This window comes from Polaromonas sp. P1_G2 (assembly GCF_056405515.1).
The window spans coordinates 1-525 of record NZ_JBFUBY010000880.1 but is presented as its reverse complement, the minus strand read 5'-3'; the positions used below and the strand labels follow the sequence as shown (position 1 = coordinate 525).

At 58.3% G+C, this 525-nt stretch carries 1 protein-coding gene; it reads left to right on the top strand.

The window, feature by feature from the left end; all coding sequences use genetic code 11:
- Positions 1-189: 189 nt before the first annotated feature.
- Positions 190-525 (top strand): 50S ribosomal protein L25 (locus tag AC1D0P_RS28125; RefSeq protein ID WP_477679736.1); only part of this gene is annotated, 336 nt, incomplete at its 3' end.

The window sequence follows — 525 nt, the reverse complement described above, 5'->3', positions numbered from 1 at the left end:
GTTTTGATCCTAACGTCTGAGCGTGACGGTTATTCGAGAGCGCCTTGCGTTCACCCGACATTTGCTATATGAGCGCCGCCATCCACCGGGACACCCTTGGAGGCACGGTGGAGGTTTGTCGCAAGACAGGCCGGTTTTCGGCGTCAAAACTATGCCGGGGACCCTCCATAACACTAGAAAGGAATAGCCATGAGCCACGTTGCTTACGAGCTCAAGGCCGAGCTGCGCGATCGGGTTGGTAAGGGGTCCTCCCGCGAACTTCGCCGCAACGGCCTCGTTCCTGCCGTCATCTATGGTGACAAGCAGGCCCCCATCTCCATCGCGCTTCCGGTCAAGGAGCTGACGCTCAAGATCCATGCCGGTGGTTTCATGACGACGGTGGCAACCATCGACGTCGACGGCAAGAAGATTTCCGTCCTGCCGAAGGACTACCAGCTCGACCCGGTCAAGGATACCACTGTGCATGTGGATTTCCTACGCGTGTCGGCGACCACCAATGTGACCGTTGAAGTGCCGGTCCACTTC